The 16,378-nt window shown below is 35.9% G+C and carries 17 protein-coding genes; 5 read left to right on the top strand and 12 right to left on the bottom strand.

All coding sequences use genetic code 11. The annotated features are described in order from the left end of the window. The first annotated feature begins 133 nt into the window (after positions 1-133). Complete coding sequence (locus BM361_RS12105) at positions 134-736, top strand: TetR family transcriptional regulator (protein ID WP_038263376.1); 603 nt, start codon at positions 134-136, stop codon at positions 734-736. A 1-nt stretch (position 737) separates the two neighbouring features. Here BM361_RS12105 and BM361_RS12100 read toward each other — a convergent pair whose 3' ends face one another. From BM361_RS12100 to BM361_RS12055, 10 genes are all read right to left on the bottom strand, one after another. Next, positions 738-986, bottom strand: a complete 249-nt coding sequence (locus BM361_RS12100; protein ID WP_074979122.1) for a CBU_0592 family membrane protein — start codon at positions 984-986, stop codon at positions 738-740. Between the two features lie 10 nt (positions 987-996). Further along, positions 997-1,899: a CPBP family intramembrane glutamic endopeptidase gene (locus BM361_RS12095; protein WP_074979120.1), complete on the bottom strand. Its 903-nt coding sequence runs from the start codon at positions 1,897-1,899 to the stop codon at positions 997-999. A 7-nt stretch (positions 1,900-1,906) separates the two neighbouring features. After that, a complete protein-coding gene (locus BM361_RS12090) occupies positions 1,907-2,941 on the bottom strand; it encodes an o-succinylbenzoate synthase (RefSeq protein ID WP_074979119.1) in 1,035 nt (344 codons plus the stop codon). A 19-nt stretch (positions 2,942-2,960) separates the two neighbouring features. Then, a complete protein-coding gene (locus tag BM361_RS12085; protein WP_074979117.1) occupies positions 2,961-3,638 on the bottom strand; it encodes a metal-dependent hydrolase in 678 nt (225 codons plus the stop codon). Positions 3,639-3,681: 43 nt separating this feature from the next. Next, complete coding sequence (gene menA / locus BM361_RS12080) at positions 3,682-4,584, bottom strand: 1,4-dihydroxy-2-naphthoate octaprenyltransferase (RefSeq protein WP_038263363.1); 903 nt, start codon at positions 4,582-4,584, stop codon at positions 3,682-3,684. Positions 4,585-4,626: 42 nt separating this feature from the next. After that, positions 4,627-5,466: a 1,4-dihydroxy-2-naphthoyl-CoA synthase gene (locus BM361_RS12075; protein WP_038263361.1), complete on the bottom strand. Its 840-nt coding sequence runs from the start codon at positions 5,464-5,466 to the stop codon at positions 4,627-4,629. 29 nt (positions 5,467-5,495) lie between these two features. Continuing rightward, the gene (locus BM361_RS12070) at positions 5,496-6,329 is read right to left on the bottom strand and encodes a CvfB family protein (protein WP_074979115.1); all 834 of its coding nucleotides are present in this window, start codon (positions 6,327-6,329) and stop codon (positions 5,496-5,498) included. A 31-nt stretch (positions 6,330-6,360) separates the two neighbouring features. Next, entirely contained in the window at positions 6,361-8,133 is a 1,773-nt protein-coding gene (gene menD / locus BM361_RS12065; RefSeq protein WP_074979113.1) for a 2-succinyl-5-enolpyruvyl-6-hydroxy-3-cyclohexene-1-carboxylate synthase, read from the bottom strand. Between the two features lie 73 nt (positions 8,134-8,206). Next, the gene (locus tag BM361_RS12060) at positions 8,207-9,262 is read right to left on the bottom strand and encodes an isochorismate synthase (RefSeq protein WP_074979112.1); all 1,056 of its coding nucleotides are present in this window, start codon (positions 9,260-9,262) and stop codon (positions 8,207-8,209) included. A 2-nt stretch (positions 9,263-9,264) separates the two neighbouring features. Beyond that, a complete protein-coding gene (locus BM361_RS12055; protein WP_038263349.1) occupies positions 9,265-9,687 on the bottom strand; it encodes a PaaI family thioesterase in 423 nt (140 codons plus the stop codon). Positions 9,688-9,932: 245 nt separating this feature from the next. Between BM361_RS12055 and BM361_RS12050 the strand changes: the two genes are divergently transcribed. Then, on the top strand, positions 9,933-10,646 hold the full coding sequence (locus BM361_RS12050) for a Crp/Fnr family transcriptional regulator (protein WP_083425940.1): 714 nt from the start codon (positions 9,933-9,935) through the stop codon (positions 10,644-10,646). Between the two features lie 201 nt (positions 10,647-10,847). After that, complete coding sequence (locus BM361_RS12045; protein ID WP_051413424.1) at positions 10,848-11,357, top strand: hypothetical protein; 510 nt, start codon at positions 10,848-10,850, stop codon at positions 11,355-11,357. Positions 11,358-11,419: 62 nt separating this feature from the next. Here BM361_RS12045 and dnaK read toward each other — a convergent pair whose 3' ends face one another. Beyond that, positions 11,420-13,330 carry a molecular chaperone DnaK gene (dnaK, locus tag BM361_RS12040; protein WP_074979108.1) on the bottom strand — a complete coding sequence of 637 codons (1,911 nt, stop codon included), beginning with the start codon at positions 13,328-13,330 and terminating at the stop codon, positions 11,420-11,422. A 221-nt stretch (positions 13,331-13,551) separates the two neighbouring features. Here dnaK and BM361_RS12035 point away from each other — a divergent pair, with 221 nt between their 5' ends. After that, a complete protein-coding gene (locus tag BM361_RS12035; protein ID WP_074979106.1) occupies positions 13,552-14,976 on the top strand; it encodes an L-serine ammonia-lyase in 1,425 nt (474 codons plus the stop codon). Positions 14,977-14,993: 17 nt separating this feature from the next. Here the strand turns inward: BM361_RS12035 and BM361_RS12030 are convergent, their stop codons facing one another. Then, positions 14,994-15,449 carry a nuclear transport factor 2 family protein gene (locus tag BM361_RS12030; RefSeq protein WP_074979099.1) on the bottom strand — a complete coding sequence of 152 codons (456 nt, stop codon included), beginning with the start codon at positions 15,447-15,449 and terminating at the stop codon, positions 14,994-14,996. 106 nt (positions 15,450-15,555) lie between these two features. Here BM361_RS12030 and panB point away from each other — a divergent pair, with 106 nt between their 5' ends. Then, on the top strand, positions 15,556-16,374 hold the full coding sequence (panB, locus tag BM361_RS12025; RefSeq protein WP_038263332.1) for a 3-methyl-2-oxobutanoate hydroxymethyltransferase: 819 nt from the start codon (positions 15,556-15,558) through the stop codon (positions 16,372-16,374). Positions 16,375-16,378 lie beyond the last annotated feature (4 nt).

Below are 16,378 nucleotides of genomic sequence, written 5' to 3'. Positions count from 1 at the left end.
TTAATTACTTTTAATTATTAATTAGGTTATCGTTAATGGAATGCTAAAGTATTAAAATATTTTGATTGAATGGTCAATCAATTTAAAATCTTTGTATTATTTTTGTTAACTAAATATTAACTATGTTTGCATAATGGGTAGAAAAAGTTTAAAAAAAGAAAGACAAAAAGAGATTATAGAAGCCTTTTATAATGTTGCCAAAAAAGAAGGCCTGGAAAATACATCAGTAGCTAAAGTGGCTAAAGAACTTGATGTAAATAATAGCCTTATTCTCCATTATTTTAACTCTAAGGATGAGTTAATATTTGGACTAATCAATTATATTCTGGATAACTATAAGTCCTTATATAATCCTAACCATTCAGGAGATAGCCGTACAAAACTGATAAGTACTATTAACAACCTGTTTTCAAGGGAATGGAACTCCCTTATAGATGATGGTGTGTTTTATAGCAGCTTTGCTCTGGTTTTTAGAAATAAAGCAATACAGGAAGCTTATAAAAACATGCATCAATCATTAAGAAACTATCTAACTGAAGTCATTAAAGAAGCTCAAACGGATAACGTTGTAGAAGTTGAAAATGCCAAAGAAACAGCAGAACTTATTTTTATTTTAGTAGAAGGCTCCTACTACTATCTTTCTTTATATGATGCTTCAACCCCAGTATATGAAGAAAAGATAAAGCGATATAAAAAAGCAGCGCTGGAAATGCTTAAAATTAATGAAAAGGTCTAAATCAAGATCTTTTCTTTTTTTTTAAAATCATTAGTATTGCCATAAAACCTATAATCATCCATACAAGATTGGTAAAGAAATTAGGACGATCTTTGGTATCATAGGCACATATTACCAAACATAAACCTCCCAATACATTCATAACCTGGTATGGCAATCTGTCCGGCCTTATTTTGTTAAAGCTCAGAAGCACATAGGCAACGAGATAAAAAAATGAGCCTATCCAGCCAATAATTTCATAAATATTCATTCATCATTATTTAGGGTTCAACAGCTGTTATTTCCCCAAAAAGCTTAGCCCTCCAATCACTCCAATGATACTTTTTAGAAAAAATAAAGATCAATATCGGGAAGATTATAAAAACCGGAAATAATACATCAAAACCCAATACAGGTTCAGAAACATCCTTTAAAACCGAATTTGTTTGAAAAGCAGTCCAATCAGCAGTAACCAACAAGGCTGTAAATAAATTATTAGCAGCATGAAACCCTAAGGCAAGCTCTAATCCTTCATCCATTAAAGTAATTATTCCCAAAAAGAAGCCGGTACCTATATAATATACCATGATACCAAAGCCGAGCTTTTCCACCTCCGGATTCCCCAAATGCATTAAACCAAACAAAATAGAAGTTACAAATAAGGGAACCCATCGATTTTTAACCATAAGTCCTATACCCTGCATCATGTAACCTCTAAACATATATTCTTCAAAACTCGTTTGAAGGGGAATTAAAACAATACTGATAAGACTCAATATTAAAAACGGAACTAAATTAAAATTTAACTGATAATTTTCGGGATTTAAAAAATAATCAACACCTATCATTCCGGAAGATATACTTCCCCAAAGAATAAAAGCGAAGAAAATTCGTTTCCAATCAACCTTCCTTCTTGAAGTGGTAAGCGAAGTGATCGATTGTTCGTGTACCAGCTTTACCCAACCCCAAACAACAAATAGTCCAACCGCCAATGGCGCCAACAATATAATAAGAACAATGTTTGATCCGAGTTTGTCGATCATACTCTGAAGCATAGCCTCTACACTCACCGGCGAATTAACTGTACTGATGTAGTTAAAAATAATAAACCCGATAAAGCATACTGGAAGTACCCAATATTTCCATAAACCTATGTTCCCTTTATAACCTTGTTCTATATACATGTTCTTATTATAAATTAAAATTCCAATCTACCTTCCTGTTATAATGCAAAGCACCATTCTTAACCTCCAACGGGGCATCGATGTTATTGGTGTACAATCCACCTGTTCCAAGTCCCTGAGGCATTTTACTATTCAAAGTATAGGTCCATTGAGCAATGGCATTAAGACCGATATTACTTTCTAACGCACTCGTTATCCACCAACCTATATCCATTTTATCCGCCAGATCAATCCAGTCAGTACTACCCCCATATCCTCCCACCAAACTTGGCTTCAAAATAATATAATGCGGTTTTATAACTTGTAATAACTCCTCCTTCTCTGTTACATCAAAGACTCCTATTAATTCTTCATCAAGGGCTATTGGTAATGGCGATAATTCGCAAAGTCTAGCCATGTCCTGAAATTGACCTTGCTTTATGGGCTGTTCTATAGAGTGAAGTTCAAATTCTGAAAGGCACTTTAATTTTTCGAGAGCCTCATCAGGTAAAAAAGCGCCATTAGCATCAACTCTTAACTCTATTTCATTAGATGAAAACTCTTTACGAATGGCTCTTAAAAGATTAATTTCTGTTTCAAAATCAATGGCTCCTATCTTCATCTTTATGCATCGAAAACCCTGATGGAGCTTTTCTTTTATCTGTCGCTTCATAAAAGAAGCCTCCCCCATCCAAATTAATCCGTTTATTTCGATAGAATCCTTACCACTTGTAAAGTCTGAAGGATATAACAAAAATTCATTTTGACTTTCAAGAGATAAAAAAGCCTGCTCTAAGCCAAATTGAATTGATGGATAGTGTTTTAGCTTGTGAATTAATGTCTTTTTACCAAGATGAATATGATCACAAACCCACTTGAGTCGGTCCTCATAATTGGGTTTATCGTCGATACTCAAAGATCTGAGTATACCACACTCGCCAATTCCTCTTTTACCATCTTCTTCTAAAATAATAAACCAGGTTTCTTTCTGGGTAAGAACACCTCTTGAGGTCCCGCTTGGTTTTTTAAAATCAAGAATATACTTGTGGTAGGTTGCTTTCATGGATAATTTCTTCAATTATTTAAAGTTCGATGCTTTCGCCAATCTCAAGCAACATCAAATCTTTATCACTATCAAAGAATTTACGCTTCGCTTCTTCATGATCTATTTCAATATATCCAAATGTGTCATAATGATATCCCATTATCTTATCACATTCAACGAAATCGGAAGCCTTGATCGCCTCATCAACACCCATTGTAAAGTTATCTCCTATAGGCAAAATAGCTAAGTCTAATTTAGTGAACATTGGTATTAACTTCATATCCATAGTTAATGAAGTATCACCTGCGATATATATATTTTTATGTTCTCCTTCAATCACAAACCCTCCGGGTTGACCACCATAACTACCGTCTGGAAAAGAAGAAGTATGAATAGCCGGAACATATTTTACCTTTCCAAACTCAAAATCCCATGTACCACCATGGTTCATAGGGTGATGATCAAAACCTTTTTTACCATAATACGCAGCTATTTCAAAATTTGAAACGATCACCGCATTAGTCCTTTTGGCGATAGCTTCTACATCAAGTATGTGATCTTGATGTGCATGTGTTAATAAAATATAATCCGCTGATATTTTGTCTATATCAATATGTGAGGCTTTTTCATTTCCAGTTATAAACGGATCCACCAGGACATTAATATCTCCAATTGTAATCCCCAAACAAGCATGACCGTAAAATGTAATTTTCATCTACAAAGATTGTTTTTAAATTAAGGTTTTATTTTTCTTGAATTTACAAAATTTGTCCTAACGTAAATAACACAGAAAATAAAAAAGTACCGAGTGCCAATTTTTTTAGCTCAGGATCTAACTCTTGCGGTTCATCATTTTTATAAACCGTAACCAAATGCTTCACAAGTGGGAAAAAAGCTATTATAAAAAGTAAATTCAAAGGGCCTTTATAAGTTAGAACAACAAAAATTAAACTAAAGAACATGGCTGATATTAAAAGGTAGTAATGATAATACTTTGCAAATTCTGCCCCTATTTTTACCACCATCGTGTTTTTACCCGTTTGGATATCAGTCTCACGATCTCTCATATTATTGAGATTTAGAACTCCAACACTCAAAAGACCGATGGTCAGTGCAGGTAAAAAAATCGTCAAATCCAGGGCTTTAGCATAAAGAAAATAAGAGCCTGCCACACTAACCAAACCAAAAAAAATAAAAACAAAAATATCTCCAAAACCTGAATATCCATAAGCAGATTTACCAACAGTATATTTAATTGCAGCTACAATACAAGCAATTCCCAGAATAAAGAAAATAAAAGACAAGAAGAAATGTTCACTTCCAAATGCCGCATAAATTAACATTAGTGCAATCACTAAAGTAATAACAGTAGTGAGAATGACAGCGCTCTTCATCTGCTTTGGAGTAATTAATCCACTAGCTACCAACCGCTTTTCTCCTACTCGGTTTGCATCAGTTCCCTTTACACCATCTCCATAATCATTTGCAAAATTTGACAGCACCTGAAATCCAACCGTGGTCAGTAAAGCCAAAACAAAAATTTGCCAACTAAAATATCCATCAGCCGCAGCTAATCCGGTTCCAACGATGATTCCTGACAAAGACAAAGGAAGTGTTCGCAAACGTGCAGCAGCTATAAAAGCCTTTGTTTTACCCGACATAAAAAGTTTATTAATTATTATAATCTCCGTAAGTTCCTTTTATTAAGGAATCCACTTTTTATCAAAGTTTGGTTTACGCTTTTCTAAGAATGCATTACGCCCTTCTTTTGCTTCATCTGTCATATATGCTAAACGCGTAGCTTCTCCTGCAAACACTTGCTGCCCTACCATACCGTCATCAGTAAGGTTCATGGCAAACTTCAACATTTTGATAGAAATTGGAGATTTTGCTAAAATTTCCTGTGCCCATTCATAAGCTGTTGACTCCAACTCATCATGAGGTATAACAGCATTTACCATTCCCATTTCGTAGGCCTCTTGAGCTGAATAGTTTCTTCCTAAAAAGAAAATCTCTCTTGCTTTTTTCTGCCCTACCATCTTTGCCAAATATGCCGATCCATAACCACCATCAAAACTAGTTACATCCGCATCAGTCTGTTTAAAAATAGCATGCTCCTTACTGGCAAGAGTCAAATCGCAAACTACGTGCAAGCTATGTCCACCTCCTACAGCCCATCCGGGAACTACAGCAATAACCGCTTTTGGCATAAAACGAATCAAACGCTGAACTTCAAGTATGTTTAAACGATGATATCCATCATCGCCTACATAACCTTGTTTACCCCTGGCTTTTTGATCCCCTCCACTACAAAATGACCAAACACCATCCTTGGTTGATGGTCCTTCAGCAGATAATAAAACAACACCGATACTGGTATCTTCATTGGCATCGTAAAATGCCTTATACAACTCAGCCGTTGTTTTTGGTCTAAATGCATTTCTTACATTAGGCCTGTTAAATGCTATCCGGGCTACACCATCACATTTCTTATAAGTTATATCTTCATAACCCTCTATTATTCTCCAATTTGGTGAACTCATATGCTATTATTTTTATTAAATCCTTTCCTTTATTTGTTTAAATAAATACCGTCTTCTTTAATCTGAATGAGTTTTTGCTTGTATAAGGATCCAATGGCCTTCTTAAAACTCTTTTTACTCATTCCCAACATCTCTTTTATTAAATCAGCATCGCTTTTATCATGTAAACCAAGAAAACCGTTATTATCCTCTAGTTCCTTTAGTATTTTTTGCGCAGTAGGTTCTATATTCTTATAACCAATCTGTTGTAAAGAAATATCAATTTTGTGATCATCTCTTATTTTTTTCACAACCCCCTTCAAACGGTCTCCCAAATGCAAATCACTATAGATTTCATTTTCATAAACCAGACCTTTGTGCCTTTGATTGACGATAACCTCCACACCCATTTCTGTATGTCTTGAAACTATCAAATCTACTTCTTCAAACTTTTCAACGGATAATTCTTCATTCGAAATAAAATTATTCGTCTTACTCGAAGCAACCAGTCTATCTGTCTCCTCATCCATGTATAAATACACCAAATACCATTTCCCTTTCTCCATTTTACGGGCTTGCTCACGGTAAGGCACAAACAAATGTTTTTCAAGACCCCAATCCATAAATGCACCTATTTCATTCACCTCCACGGCTTGAAGTAAAGCAAAATTATTCAAGATTATTTTAGGTTTTAAGGTGGTCGCTACCGGACGTTCATCATGGTCCAGGTAACAGAAAACCTTCAGCTTATCACCGATCTCATAATTTTCCGGAACATATTTATTAGGCAATAGGATATCATTCTCCTCTTCATCTCCCAAAAATAACCCTACAGAAGTAAGTCGTAATATTTCGAGCGTATTATATTCTCCAATTTTAATCATAATATATTGTCTTATACAAGCAGGTCAAAACCTACTTTTGGTTTAAAAACTCGAAATACTTCAACAAAACTTCATCATTGAGCTGCCTTGGTGTAAATATTTCTAACAATTTAGGTTTATCGCTTGAATTGAAAAAGGTACTCAAGCCTTCTTCAACTTCCGATGCATTTTCAGCTTTTAAATACTCAAAACCATACATTTCACATAGATGATCTGCCTGCAAATTATGCTTGGTTTCAAAATAAGTATCAAAATTATCCGTATTCTTATGCCCTGGAAGAATTCTAAAAATACCTCCTCCAGAATTATTAATTACAATAATACGAAAAGTGTTTTTGATATAATTATTCCATAATGCATTACTATCATAAAAGAAACTCAGATCACCAGAAATTAAAAGGGTGGGTTCATCTGCAACTGTCGCAGCACCAATAGCCGTTGAAGTACTTCCGTCAATTCCACTGGTACCTCTGTTACAAAACACAGTAGTCCTTTCATTTATTTCAAATAACTGTGCATAACGAATGGTAGAACTATTACTTAATTGCAATTGATAATTGTCGGGGATTGCAGTTAGCAATTGATCAAAAGCTTTGAAATCCGTAAACGGAATTTCACTTAAATATTCTTTATGCTTTTTTCTTCTATAGTTTTGTACCTTGAACCAATGAGGATGATATTCGCTTTTAACCGATTTGGTTTGAGGTAAAAATGATTCCAAAAATTCATTAGGAGTGGTTTGAAAATGTTTACCCAAACACTTGAAGGTATCATAGGCCTTTTTGGTATCAACATGCCAATGGTGATTTGGCTGATATTTACGTAAAAATGCTTTAATTTTCTTGGATACCACCATTCCACCAAAGGTTAACAGAACATCAGGTTTTAATTCAGCAAATAATTGTTCGCTATTCACATCTTTTTCTATAGGGGCTATGATCTTATCTATTCCCGGAAAAAATTTTTCATGACTTAGATTTGACGTTGTTTCAGTAAAGACTATAACGGAATCATCTTTTCCAAGGATATTTAATAACCTTTGTTCTATAGCGTTTGGTGGGTTCACCCCAACTAATATCATTTTTCTTTCAGAGGCATTCCAAACATCAACATAAGCCGAAAGCTCCTCATTATCGCTATCGAAATTTTCATCTTTTAAATGATCTGGATTTATGGCAACCGTTGGACGCTCTATCATCTGATATAAAGGCTCTTCAAATGGCACATTTATGTGAACCGGCCCCTTTTTACCAATAGCAATATTAATAGCCTTATTTACTTCAAAACTATTGTAATGTTGAATTCCATTCTGAAGATTCCCGGAACTTAACGCATTCATAATTTCGGGTTGAAGTTTTCCATCCCCAAAAACCACAGTCCCCTCTTTACGAATATCTTGCTTTAAATTAGCATTATACAAAATGTGGTTTTCAAAAACATTTTTCTGGCGAATCGTCTGTCCATCTCCTATATCTATAGAATATACCGGACGGTCTGCCGATATTACCATTAATGGAATATCACTATAAAAAGCTTCTGCCACGGCAGGATAATAGTTTAACAAAGCAGACCCTGAAGTACAAATAACAGCAGTCGGTCTTCCTATTTGTTGAGCAATACCCATCGCAAAAAAGGCAGCACACCGCTCATCGACAATACTATAGGTGTTAAAAAAAGGATCTTCCGAAAAACCAATTGTTAATGGAGCATTCCTACTACCTGGAGATATTACTATATGTTGAATGTTCTTTTGCTTACAAAGCTGCACGATAAGTTGAGCAGCTGGAATATTAGAATATTTCATGTACTATGAAGTCTCATTTGCCGCGTAAAAATACTCAATAATGATAGGATAACCGAAGGAAATGAAAACTTATTTATCCAAGTGCATTCAACATGGTTTGGCTTTTATTAACTGTTTCTTCCCATTCTGAAACAGGGTCAGAATCCTGAGTAATCCCTCCCCCTACATATATAACTGCTTTATCCTCAAAAAGCTGCATACATCGGAGATTTACATAAAATGAAGAACGTTCTTCTTGCCCATTGAAATAGCCCAAGTATCCGGTATAAAACTTCCGATCGTAATTTTCATGTTGTAAAATAAAGCGATTGGATTGATCTTTAGGATAACCACAAACGGCAGGTGTCGGATGTAATGTTTCTATCAAATCTTTTACATCAAAACTCTTATTCAATTCTCCTCTAATGTCTGTTTTCAAATGCAATAAATTTCCAGCCCTGATAGTTGTCACCTCAGACACCTCAAGGTCGTCAGATAAACCAGCTAGACTTTCCAGAATGAAATCCGTTACAATTTTTTGCTCATCCAATTCCTTTTGTCCCCAGCATACCTCCTCAGAATCATTATACTTTTGAGTACCTGCTAAGGCCATGGTTTTAAAATGCTGACCCTTGATATCAATTAAAGTTTCAGGAGTTGCTCCCATCCACATCCCTACCTTTGGATGATACCAAAAGTAGGCAAAAGCATTTCTATATCTATTGAGTAGCCGGTTATAAACCTCAAGTGGCTTTAAATCATTGGATGGTACCTCCTGAAATCTTGAAAGCACTACTTTACTAAATAAACCATCCTTAATTTTATCGATCCCCATGGACACCAAATTAACATGATTCTCTTTTCCCGAATCCTCCACAGCCTTCTGGTATCCGGAAAACATCGAATCACTCAACCCATGATATTCTGACACGTAAATAGTATCCGGATGTAACAGTACACCTTTTTTTGAATGATCAAAAGGAGCAAAAACAAACCCCTCTTTTTCAAAAGAATTTAAACGCTCAAGGGTATCCGTATCCTGCAAAACTAAGGTCAGCGTTTTCCCTAAAGGTTCTCTGAAAACAACAAAAGGAAGCTGTCTATCAAATTGAAGCTGTATTTTATTAAAGAGATCTTGATTGCTAATCATCCTTACTTTTTAGGTAATGCGATCGTTGTTAATTTTACCACAGAAATTAAATTTTCATTGCCGTCTCTAATCTGGATGTTCCAAAGTTGAGTGGTCCTACCCTTATGAAGAACAGTTGCTCTTGCATAAACATCACCCTCTTTAACACTTTTCACATGATTAGCTGAAATTTCAATACCTCTGATAAAAAAATCTTTAGAGTTCAGAAACACCATTGAAGCCGCACTACCCACACTTTCTGCTAATGCTACCATGGCACCTCCATGCAGTACTCCATCAGGCTGATGCACTCTATGATTAACTGGCATCTTGGCCTCCAGAAAATCATCACCAACATCCGTATACACTATCTCCAATGTTTCCATTAGGGTGTTTTCACATATCGCATTGCATTTAGCTAGTATTTCTTCTTTATTAAAATCCATTAGATCATTGATATTATTTAATCACTACAAATATCCGCATCATTGTTAAATTTTTTGTCATATCCAACGACTTATTTTAAAGACCTAACGCAACCTAATATACATTTTGCCATTACAAGCCTTATTTTTTCGTATATTTAAGTAATACTTTCCAAATAACATAGGTCTATTTGTATTAAGACGTAACAGAGCCCTCAAACAATACCCAAATTCTCACATAACCTTTCATGTTATAAGTAATTTTTATGTGGTATATGGAAAGTGGTTTTAAAACATATCAGAAATATCTAGATTCTCTAAGAGAGAACCCACTCCTAAACACAGTAAGCGATAGTGAACTGAACAACCTTTTACAGCTTGGATCGGCAGAAGAATGGCCTAAAAAAACCTGTATTATTGACTGCAAAAGAGCACTTTACAAATTTCACATTATCATATCCGGAAGACTTAAAATATATAAGACAAACGGATCCAACAACAGGCATTTAACCTTATTCATGTTAAGAAAAGGAGATATGTTTGATGTACTTTCACTATTAGACAATCAAGAGCATCATGTTTACTATGAAACTTTAGACGAATTAAAAGTCTTGTGCATACCTATAGTAAATATGAAAACCTGGATAGATAAGAATCCGGGCTTCACTCAAAATTTATTGACATACCTGACAAAACAAATCAGAACCTTAGAAAATTATGTCATTGATGTTAGCCTCGAAGACACTTCTACCAGATTAGCGAAACTATTACTGAACCATTCGAATAAAAAATCCAATACCATTGATGGAATCAGTGATTTATCTCATGATGAACTTGCTGGAATGATTGGAACTACAAGAGCTGTCGTTAACAGACAACTGCAACATTTAAGAGAAGAAGGTATCATTGATATTACAAGAAAACACATTACAATCAATAACATTGAAGCTCTCATTAAAATAACAGAATCTAACAAATAGGCTTGTTTTAGATTTTATTATGAAAATGATCCTATTTTCTAAAACTTTTCACAAAATAGCCAGATCTGATACCTAAGTAGCAAAACTTGAACCCTTAAATTCGTAAATTTAAGTAGCAAAATACTAATGATCAGCAGTATTAATAAAGTGCTATTCCCTCCTCTAGCTTAACATTATTTTTAACCATTAAAACATATCATTATGAAAAAGATGTTGATGGCTATACTAGCTATGGCCTTTATAAACGTAGGATATTCTCAGGTAGGACAAGTTGAACTGGAAAGTGTTACCGTATCGGCAACACCAATAAACACCACTTATTTAAAAGATGTATTAGACAATAACTCTCCGGAGAATGTTAAAGACATGCAGCACAAAGTTGCCAGTTATGACATTACAGAATCTGACCTATTTGATGATGAATACGATTCGTATAAAGTGTTTTTCGAGCATACTAATAGTATGATTATTGCCACTTTTGATGAAGAGGGTAAAATTGTAAGATCTTATGAGAAATTCAAAAATGTACTATTACCTCCGGCTATAAGAAATTCTGTATATCAGAAATATCCGGGATGGACGTTACATAAAGATATTTACTTGGTTTCATATTATGTAGACAAGGACACCAAAAAACAATATAGAATTCAACTACGTAAGGATAATCAAAAGAAAAATTTAGTAGTCGACACCTACGGGAATATCATTTAATCAATCTAAAAACATAAAAAAAGCGACCCTGAGGTCGCTTTTTTTTATAAGATGGAAGAAATTTATTTTACTTCCTCAAAATCTACATCCTGAACATCATCTGATTCTTTAGATCCAGAAGCTGCTCCTGCTGATGGGCCTTGTTGAGCACCACCTTCAGCCTGTTGTGATTCTGCCTGAGCTTTATACAACTCTTCAGAAGCATTTTTCCAGGCTTCATTTATTTTATCCAAAGCTGGCTGGATGGTTTCAACATCCTTAGACTCATAAGCTTTTTTCAATTCTTCTAAAGCATCTTCAATTGGCTTCTTCTTATCATCAGAAAGCTTATCTCCGAAGTCTTTTAATTGCTTATCCGTTTGGAAAATCATTGCATCTGCCTCATTCAGCTTATCTACTTTTTCCTTAGCAGCCTTGTCAGCTTCTGCGTTAGCTTCAGCTTCTTGCTTCATTTTTTCGATTTCCTCTTCTGTTAATCCAGATGAAGCCTCGATTCTAATATCCTGTTTCTTACCGGTAGCCTTATCCTGAGCGGTTACGTGAATGATACCGTTAGCATCAATATCAAATGTTACTTCAATTTGAGGAACACCTCTTGGTGCTGGTGGAATACCATCCAGGTGGAATCGCCCGATAGTCTTATTATCTTGTGCCATTGGACGTTCACCCTGTATCACATGTATTTCTACCGAAGGCTGATTGTCCGCTGCAGTTGAGAATACCTGAGATTTTTTTGAAGGTATCGTCGTATTTGCCTCAATAAGTTTAGTCATTACACCTCCCATAGTCTCAATACCTAATGAAAGCGGAGTAACATCCAATAACAATACGTCTTTAACATCTCCAGTTAATACCCCTCCCTGAATAGCAGCACCTACAGCAACTACCTCGTCTGGGTTAACTCCTTTAGAAGGCTTTTTACCGAAGAAGTCTTCAACTGCCTTTTGAACTGCTGGAATACGAGTAGATCCACCAACCAAAATAACTTCATCAATATCATTAGTGGAGATACCTGCACTTTTCAGAGCAGATTCACAAGGCTTAATAGTTCTTTTTACGATTTCATCGATTAATTGTTCGAATTTAGATCGTGTTAATGTCTTTACCAGGTGTTTTGGTCCCGAAGCCGTAGCAGTTACATATGGCAAGTTAATTTCAGTTTGAGATGAAGAAGAAAGCTCAATTTTAGCTTTTTCCGCAGCTTCTTTCAAACGTTGAAGCGCCATCGGATCTTTTCTTAAATCTATATCTTCTTCTGCTTTAAACTCTTCTGCCAACCAATTGATAATAGTTTCATCTACATCATCTCCACCTAAGTGGGTATCTCCGTCAGTAGAAAGTACTTCAAATACACCATCTCCCAATTCGAGGATAGAAACGTCATGCGTACCTCCACCAAAGTCAAAAACTACAATCTTTTGATCCGTTGATTTCTTATCTAAACCATAGGCTAAAGCAGCTGCAGTCGGCTCGTTAATAATACGGCGTACTTTTAATCCTGCAATTTCACCTGCTTCTTTTGTAGCCTGACGCTGTGAGTCATTAAAATATGCAGGAACTGTAATAACAGCTTCACTTACATCCTGACCAAGATAGTCTTCTGCAGTCTTCTTCATTTTTTGAAGAATCATAGCCGATAACTCCTGTGGTGTATATAAACGACCATCAATGTCTACTCTTGGCGTATTATCTCCATTAACTACCTTATACGGTACACGCGCTACTTCTTTCTTTGATTCATCAAACTTATTCCCCATAAAACGCTTGATCGAATAAATAGTCTTATGCGGGTTTGTTACAGCTTGACGCTTTGCAGGATCACCAACTTTTATTTCGCCTCCTTCAACAAAAGCAATCACAGATGGTGTAGTTCGCTTACCCTCTGCGTTTGGTATAACTACAGGTTCGTTACCTTCCATCACCGAAACACAAGAGTTGGTTGTTCCTAAGTCAATTCCAATAATTTTACTCATGTTCTTATATTTTCTAAATTGTGTTGAAAATTCTTTTAATGTTTCGCTCTGTATATGTCAATGACTATGCCATTACGCAAAATATGACAAGCTGTCATAAATGTTTTTTATACCTGAAATATCTTCATTGAAAGAAAAAATGATTGTAAACTATTTAATATTCTCTTTAGTTACTTTTACAACAAAATGTATATTTGCCAAATTCTAAAACGATTTCGTGAATGGAGTGTATTAGCGTTTTTGATATGCTTAAAATTGGAGTTGGCCCTTCCAGCTCGCATACTTTAGGACCCTGGAGAGCAGCCGAAAGGTGGATTTCAGAACTACAGGAAGAAGGTCTGTTTGAAAAAGTGAATGCAATAAAAGTTCATGTTTATGGCTCCCTGTCCCTAACCGGAAAAGGACATGCCACCGACTTGGCTATTATGCTCGGATTGGCTGGTGCCGATCCTGAATATGTTCCGGTTGAAAACATTAACGCCATCATAAAAGAAATCGAAGATGGGCACACCATCGATTTTGGAGGGAAAAGAACAATAGAATTTGATCCAAAAAATCAAATTATTTTTCATAGAGAATTTTTACCTTTTCATGCCAATGGACTAACTTTTGAAGCTACCACACATGAAGGTTCACAACATAGTGAAACCTACTATTCAATAGGTGGAGGCTTTGTGGTTAAGGAAGAACGGACTCATGCCAAAGAAAACCTGGCTACCTTTAAAACCTTTCCTCATCCTATCCAAAAAGCTACTGAACTTCTGGCGCACTGCGAAAAGTACAACAAAACTATTTCAGAAATAGTTTTGGAAAATGAGCAGTCGCTAAGAAGCGATGATGAAATTGACAGAGAATTGAATCGGGTGTGGGATACCATGTTAGAATGCATGTATACTGGTTGCCATACGGAAGGCACCCTACCCGGCGGTCTGAATGTAAGAAGAAGAGCTTACGATATACATCAAAAACTCATCAGTGAAAAACCATATAACAACCCCGTAGAATGGATTTATGCAATTCGTGATACAGAGGTTAAATTCCGTCAAATCATTAAATGGGTTAGCTGTTTCGCGATTGCAGTTAATGAGGTTAATGCTTCTTTGGGTCGGGTTGTAACCGCCCCAACAAATGGGAGCGCAGGAGTTATACCTGCGGTATTGATGTATTATATGGTTATCGAAAATCACGATGCCAACTTCGATGATATCAAACAATTTTTGCTAGTAGCAGGAGAAATTGGCAGTATATTTAAAAAAGGTGCTACTATTTCTGCTGCCATGGGAGGATGTCAGGCCGAAATAGGAGTATCCTCTGCCATGGCTGCTGCCGGACTTACGGAGTTAATGGGTGGAACACCTGAGCAAGTTCTGATTGCTGCTGAGATTGCCATGGAACACCATTTGGGATTAACTTGCGACCCTATTGCAGGACTGGTACAAGTACCATGTATTGAGCGAAATGCTATGGGAGCCATTAAGGCAATTAATGCCGCCGAGTTAGCCATGGATACAGATCCTAAGAATGCAAAAGTCCCTTTAGACAAAGTTGTCAATACCATGTGGGAAACCGCTAAGGATATGAATTCAAAATATAAAGAAACCTCTGAAGGAGGCCTGGCTGTAGGAGTTAACCTGAGTGATTGCTAATATTTTAAAAAAATTGTTTACTGACACCCTTCCCTCCTCCTGGTGTCAACTATGTATATAATTTTCCAGTCGTCATCCTTGCGAACCAATTGAAAAGAATTGACACCACAATGACTAAATTCATCATTTAGCCAAAATTCGTACGGAGTCCAGGCGTGAGCCATGTCTCCGTCAATCTTAATCTCATAGCCCAATAACTTCTCTTGATACACCTTGTCTTCAGGAATAGATACAATTGATTTTAAGAAATTAGAAAAAGTTTCTGTTCTAACCAAAGTCAGACCTTCTTTACTCTTTCCTATAGTTTGCATCACCGGATTGAACACCGTTGCTTTTATTTGAATCGAATCTTGTTGGTGAAAACCAGTAAAAAACTCATCAATTGTTTCCTTTACTGCAGCTTCGTCTGTAGAACGTTGCCCAAAAACCATTTGAGTTAAGAACAACAAAACCAATAGTATAAAACGTAACATGGAAGTTTATTTTTTTTAAAGTTAAACAGGAATAAGGATTTAACGATACGATTAAAGAAAAGTTTAACAAAACTCATTATTTTTACTGTCTCTAAAAACAATCATTATGTCTGTAGCTAAAAAAGAATACAAAAGAGTTACCGTAAAATCACTTGTCGATATGAAAAAACATGGAGAAAAAATATCCATGTTAACTGCATATGACTATAGTATGGCCAAAATGGTCGACGCAGCAGGAATCGATGTAGTTTTAGTAGGAGACTCAGCAAGTAATGTTATGGCAGGACATGAAACAACGCTCCCCATCACTCTCGACCAAATGATATATCATGCCAGTTCGGTAATTCGAGCAATAGATAGAGCCCTGGTTGTGGTCGATTTACCTTTTGGTAGTTATCAAAGCGACCCAAAAGAAGCCTTGCGATCAGCAATCCGTATCATGAAAGAAAGTGGCGCACATGCAGTAAAACTTGAAGGAGGTAAAGAAATTAAAGAATCTATTAAGCGAATTTTAAACGCAGGGATCCCGGTTATGGGCCATTTGGGCTTAACTCCGCAATCTATTTATAAATTTGGCACTTACACAGTCAGAGCCAAAGAAGATCAGGAAGCTGAAAAATTAAAAGAGGATGCCAAATACCTGGAAAAAATTGGTTGTTTTGCTATTGTTCTGGAAAAGATCCCTGCAAATCTGGCGAAAGAAGTAGCTCAAAGTGTAAGCATTCCTATTATTGGTATTGGTGCGGGTAATGGAGTAGACGGTCAAGTTTTAGTGATACATGACATGTTAGGGATTACCCATGAATTCAGTCCTCGATTTTTAAGACGTTATTTGAACCTCTATGACGAAATCACCGGAGCCGTATCACAATATGTTGCTGATGTTAAAAATCAGGACTTCCCTAATGATGATGAACAATACTAAGTAA

The sequence above is a fragment of the Zhouia amylolytica genome, assembly GCF_900116365.1.
Taxonomy (GTDB): Bacteria; Bacteroidota; Bacteroidia; order Flavobacteriales; family Flavobacteriaceae; genus Zhouia; species Zhouia amylolytica.
The sequence above is the reverse complement of the archived record's forward strand: the minus strand, read 5'-3'. Positions and strand labels throughout refer to the sequence as shown.